The organism is Sphingopyxis sp. SCN 67-31, assembly GCF_001725095.1.
Genome location: NZ_MEFH01000209.1, coordinates 1 through 5,085, shown reverse-complemented (window position 1 = coordinate 5,085; position 5,085 = coordinate 1). Strand labels below are relative to the sequence as shown.

The following is a 5,085-nucleotide window of genomic DNA, read 5'->3' as shown; positions in this document are numbered from 1 at the left end:
AGGTCGCTGCCGTGCGCGAGCCAGTTCTCGAGCTTGCGCAGCGTTTCGGCGGTGGGGTTCCAGCCCGGCGATTCCATGTCGCGCAGGCTGTTGGCGTGGAGGCCGGCCGCGCGCGCAAGCCCCGAGCGGGACATGCTGCCGTCGTCGACGATGGCGCGGATACGATCGATAAGGTGCGTAGACATGCCCCGCAATTATCACATCATAATGTGATTCCCAATAGAGAAATCACATTATGCTATCATTTGGGGCCGAAGATTGGCCCGAGATCGCGCAGCGGGGCATCGGGCTTGGCGTCGAGCAATTGCAGCATCTGGCCCGTCCGGTCGTCGCGCTTGGCATAGTCGCGCGCCGACATGCCCGCGATATGATCCGATTTGTCGGGATTGGCGCCGTGGCGCATCAGCAGCCGCACCATCGCCGCATTCTTGGCCTGCACCGCCAGGATCAGAGCCGTCTCGCCGCGGCGATTGGTCATGTCGACGATCGACTTGTCGGCTTCGATCAGTTCCTCGGCGCCGTCGGGATAGTTGAGCAGCGCCGCGTGCATCAGCGGCGTCACCCCCTGGCGGTCGCCGATTTCGGGGTCGGCGCCCTTGCCGATCAGGAAGCGCAGCCAGGTCGTGTCGCGACGCTTGGTGACGATGATCAGCGCGGTTTCGCCGGTGTCGGGATGGCGCGTGTTGACCAGCGTCGAATCGTCCTTCAGCGCCTCGGTCGCCTTCGTCCCGTCGCGGTTCTCGACGGCCTGCAGAAAGGCGTAGCCGCCGCGGAATTGCGCGTGCGCCGCGGTGCCGGCGCCGAGCGCGGCGGCGATCAGCAGGAGGAAGGAGGCGAGGCGAAGCTCCGCGCGTCGAAACATGATTGGGCGACCCCTGGCGATGATCGTCGCACGGCGCGACGAGAAAGGTTGATTTTCGTGGCCTAGCCCATCAAGGCTGGCCGCATGATGAACATCCCGAATATGGTCCGAAACGCCGGTCGCGCAAGCCTGCTTCTGATTTTTGGCGCGGCGCTCGCTGGGTGCAACGCCCCGTCGGCGACGCAGGACGCGACCCCGCCGCTCGCCGGCGCGAAGATCGGCGGACCGTTCAGCCTGACCGATCAGGACGGCAAGCCCGTGCGCGACAGTGATTTCGCGGGCCGTTACCGCATCGTCTATTTCGGCTACAGCTATTGCCCCGACATCTGCCCGGTCGACGTGCAAAAGCTGATGCGCGGGCTGGCGGCGTTCGAGAAGGCCGATCCGGCGCGCGGCGCCAAGGTGCAGCCGATGTTCATCACCGTCGACCCGGCGCGCGACACGCCCGCCGTGCTCAAGGCCTTCGTCAGCCGGTACCACCCGCGCCTGATCGGGCTGACCGGCACCCCCGAACAGATCGCGGCGGTCGCGAAGGAATATGTCGTGTCCTTCCACAAGGTCGAGGGATCGGCGCCCGACCGCTATCTGATGGCGCATACGCAGCTCGCCTTCCTGATGGACCCGGCCGGCAAGCCGCTCGCGCTGCTGCCGCTCGATGACCCGTCGACCGACGTCGATGAAGGCGCGCCCGACAAGGTCGCCGCCGACCTTGGCAAGTGGGTGAAGTGACCGGGGCGGGGCGCCGCTTCTGGGAAGCGCCGCTCGCCTCGCTCGACGCGGGCGAGTGGGAGGCGCTGTGCGACGGTTGCGGCAAATGCTGCCTCCACAAGCTGGAGGATGAAGACAGCGGGCGCATCTATCCGACCAATGTCGCGTGCCGCCTGCTCGACCTGAAAACCGCGCGCTGCGGCGATTACAAGCATCGCCGCCGCCACGTCCCCGATTGCCTGACGCTGACCAAGCGCAGCGTCGCCGACATCGAATGGCTGCCGCAAACCTGCGCCTACCGCCTGCGCGCCGAGGGCGAGCCGCTGCCCGCATGGCATTATCTGGTCTGCGGCGATCCGGACGCGGTGCACCGGGCGGGCGAGTCGATCGTCGGCTGGACGGTGAGCGAGGATCGCGCCGGGCCGCTCGAAAACCATCTCGTCGAGCGCGTCGTCTGATGCGCCGCGAACGGGCCAGCGACGAGCGGCCGCATATCTGGGTCGGCGATACGCCGTGGCCGGTGCGGCTGGTCCCGCATGCGCAATCGCGGCGCTATCGCCTGGTCTTCGATGGCGCGCGCGGCGAGTTGCGGCTCACGCTGCCGCGCCGGGCAAGCGCCGCGCGCGCGATCAAATGGGCGAGCGAGCAACAGGACTGGCTCGCCGAACAGGTCGGCAAGACCGCTGCGCCCGTCCAGGTCGGCCCCGGCACGGCGCTGCCGCTGTTCGGCATGGAGCGCCGGATCGAATGGACGGCGACCGCCCCGCGCGCGGTTCGCGCCGAGGGCGACCGGCTGAGCGTCGGCGGCCCCGCCGAAACCGTCGGGCGCCGCATCGAGCGCTGGCTGAAGGCCGCGGCGCTCGACATCATGACGCGCGAGAGCCGGGAAATTGCCGCGCGCGCGGGACTGACCGTCGGCCGCGTCGGGGTCGGCGATCCGCGCAGCCGCTGGGGCAGCTGCACCCACGACGGCGACCTGCGCTATAGCTGGCGGCTCGTCATGGCGCCCGACCATGTCCGCCGCGCCACCGTCGCGCACGAGGTCGCGCATCTGCGGCATATGGACCATAGCGCGGCCTTTCACGCGCTGGTCGACGATCTGCACGATGGCGACGTCGGCGCGGCGCGCGCGTGGCTGCGCCGCGAAGGCCGCGGGCTGCACCGCTACCGTTTCACCTGATCCTTAATTGCCCTCGCCATTGGCGGGCGCACGCGCCGGCGGCGCCTTCAGCACTGGTGGCGGCGCCTTGGGCGGTGCCGGTGCGGGGGTGCGTAGCTGCTGCGGGGCCGTCTTCGGCGCGGCGGCGCCATTGTCGGCGGGCGGCCGGCGCCCCGTCTGCTCCTCGATCCATTGCTGGTTGAGCACCGGGCCATCGGCGGGCGGCGGCGGCGGGACGTCGCCCTGGGCGGTGTCGGGCGCGGCGGGCAGTTCGATCGGCATGCCATTTTCATCGACCATGCCGCCATTTTCCTCAGGCGCGCCGAAATAGGCCTCGTCATCGCCCTCGAGTTGCCATTCGGGCAGCTTGACCTCGGTATCGAAGGGCTCGACGGGGCGCCGTGCGACAGCGATGCGCATATAGTCGGCGAAGGCCTTGGCCGGCGCGCGGCCGCCCTGCAGCCCCCCGACCGCCTTGGCATCGTCGCGGCCCATCCAGACGCCGGTGGTCAGACCGCTCGAAAAGCCGAGGAACCAGCCGTCCTTGTTGCTCGACGTCGTGCCGGTCTTGCCTGCCACCGGTCGGCCGATCTGCGCGGCGCGCCCCGTCCCCGTCGCGACTGCGGTCTGCAACAGGTCGGTAATGCCCGCGGCAACCCAGTTGTCGACGAGCACCTGCCCGCGCTCGGCCGGCTTCTGGTAGAGGAGGCGCCCGTCGGCGGTCGTCACCTTGGTGATGCCATAGGGCTGCACCGACACCCCCTTGCGCGACACCGCGGCGAAGGCGGCGGTCATGTCGATCACCCGCACTTCGGCGCTGCCCAGCACCATCGACGGGTGGGTGTTGATCGGGGTCGTGATGCCGAAGCGGCGCGCCATGTTGGCGACCGAGGAAAAGCCGATTTCATTGCCCAGCTTTGCCGCGATCGTGTTGACCGAATAGGCGAAGGCGGTGCGCAGGCTCATCGGCCCGGCGAAGCGGCCCGACGAGTTTTTCGGGCTCCAGCCGTTGATCGTCACCGGTTCGTCGACCACCTGATCGTCGACCTTATAGCCGGCTTCGAGCGCTGCCATATAGACGAACAATTTCCATGCCGACCCCGGCTGGCGCATCGCCTGCGTCGCGCGGTTGTAGTTGGAGGCGACATAGTCGGTGCCGCCGACCATCGCGCGCACGGCGCCGTCGCGATCGAGCGAGACGAGCGCCCCCTGCACGCCTTTCGGCGTGTCGGCCTGGATCGCCGCGGTCGCGGCGCGCTGCATGCCGAGGTCGAGCGTCGTGTAGACGTCGAGCGCCTCGGTGCCTTCATCGATCAGCATGTCGAGCTGCGGCAGCGCCCAGTCGGTGAAATAGCGCGCGCTGTTCTGGCCCGTTTCCTGTGCCAGCTGGACATCGGCGGGCTTGGCACCGTCGGCCTGCGCCTGGGTGATGAAGCCCGCATCGACCATGGTTTCGAGGACGACCCCCGACCGGCCGAGCGCGGCCTGGGCATCGGCGGTCGGCGAATAGCGCGACGGCGCCTTGACCAGCCCCGCGACCACCGCCGCTTCGGACAGCGACATCTGGGTCGCGCTATGCCCGAAAAAGCGCCGCGATGCGGCGTCGATGCCGTAGCTGCCGCCGCCGAAATAGACCTTGTTCAGATAGAGTTCGAGGATCTCGTCCTTCGAGAATTTCCATTCGAGCGCGAGCGACAGGATCATTTCGCGCAGCTTGCGCGACCAGGTGTAGCTGTTCGACAGGAAGATATTGCGCGCCAGCTGCTGGGTGATCGTCGATGCGCCCTGCATCCGGCGCCCGGTGCCATAATGTTCGACCGCGAAGACCGCGGCGCGCGTCATCCCGACCGGGTCGACGCCGGGATGATAGCGAAAGCGCCGATCCTCGACCGCGACCATCGCATCCTGCATCACTTGCGGCGTTTCGCGCAGCGTCAGCCAGCGCCCGTAATTGGGGCCGAGCGACAGGAAGACGGTGCCGTCGGCGGCGTGGACGCGGATCGTCTGGCCCGCCGGCGACTTTTTCAGCTCCTCGAAGCTCGGGATACGCTGCGCTGCAATGCCGACCGCGACCGCGACCGCGACGACGCCGACCAGCGCAAGCGCGAGACCCCAGCGGAACAGACGGCGCAGCCAGAGGCGCAGGCCCGACGGTCCCCCGGAGCCCTTGCCCGAGCCTTTGCCTGACGATGACGATTTGGGGGCGGATGACGATTGTCGCTCGCGGCGCAAAATCCAGATTCCTTCTTTCGCTGCGCGGCGATGCGGCAGCCGGCCCGGCGGGGATCAGCCTTCGCCGGTCCCCGCCTCATCCTGCCCGCGGTCGGCGAAGTCAAGCGCCGCGCTGTTGATGCAA

The 5,085-nt window shown here is 68.5% G+C and carries 6 protein-coding genes; 3 read left to right on the top strand and 3 right to left on the bottom strand.

What is annotated here, in order from left to right; genetic code table 11:
* Together ABS88_RS24190 and ABS88_RS24185 are read right to left on the bottom strand one after the other, a co-directional pair.
* Positions 1 to 185 (bottom strand): helix-turn-helix domain-containing protein (locus tag ABS88_RS24190; RefSeq protein ID WP_286750830.1); only part of this gene is annotated, 185 nt, incomplete at its 3' end.
* Between the two features lie 56 nt (positions 186 to 241).
* On the bottom strand, positions 242 to 862 hold the full coding sequence (locus ABS88_RS24185; RefSeq protein WP_003046841.1) for an ankyrin repeat domain-containing protein: 621 nt from the start codon (positions 860 to 862) through the stop codon (positions 242 to 244).
* 84 nt (positions 863 to 946) lie between these two features.
* On the opposite strand from ABS88_RS24185, the gene ABS88_RS24180 reads away from it, so the two are divergent.
* The 3 genes from ABS88_RS24180 to ABS88_RS24170 are packed head-to-tail and all read left to right on the top strand — an operon-like array spanning position 947 to position 2,750.
* Positions 947 to 1,591, top strand: a complete 645-nt coding sequence (locus tag ABS88_RS24180) for an SCO family protein (RefSeq protein ID WP_286750829.1) — start codon at positions 947 to 949, stop codon at positions 1,589 to 1,591.
* Entirely contained in the window at positions 1,588 to 2,028 is a 441-nt protein-coding gene (locus ABS88_RS24175) for a YcgN family cysteine cluster protein (protein WP_003046846.1), read from the top strand. Before ABS88_RS24180 ends, ABS88_RS24175 begins: the two co-directional genes overlap by 4 nt.
* Positions 2,028 to 2,750: a M48 family metallopeptidase gene (locus ABS88_RS24170; protein ID WP_003046851.1), complete on the top strand. Its 723-nt coding sequence runs from the start codon at positions 2,028 to 2,030 to the stop codon at positions 2,748 to 2,750. Before ABS88_RS24175 ends, ABS88_RS24170 begins: the two co-directional genes overlap by 1 nt.
* Positions 2,751 to 2,753: 3 nt before the next feature.
* Here ABS88_RS24170 and ABS88_RS24165 read toward each other — a convergent pair whose 3' ends face one another.
* Positions 2,754 to 4,961 carry a transglycosylase domain-containing protein gene (locus ABS88_RS24165; RefSeq protein WP_371830039.1) on the bottom strand — a complete coding sequence of 736 codons (2,208 nt, stop codon included), beginning with the start codon at positions 4,959 to 4,961 and terminating at the stop codon, positions 2,754 to 2,756.
* Positions 4,962 to 5,085: the final 124 nt, after the last annotated feature.

Coding starts and splice junctions, on each gene's coding strand:
- ABS88_RS24185 (WP_003046841.1), bottom strand. CDS start 862: ATGTTTCGACGCGCGGAGCTTCGCCTCGCCTCCTTCCTCCTGCTGATC.
- ABS88_RS24180 (WP_286750829.1), top strand. CDS start 947: ATGATGAACATCCCGAATATGGTCCGAAACGCCGGTCGCGCAAGCCTG.
- ABS88_RS24170 (WP_003046851.1), top strand. CDS start 2,028: ATGCGCCGCGAACGGGCCAGCGACGAGCGGCCGCATATCTGGGTCGGC.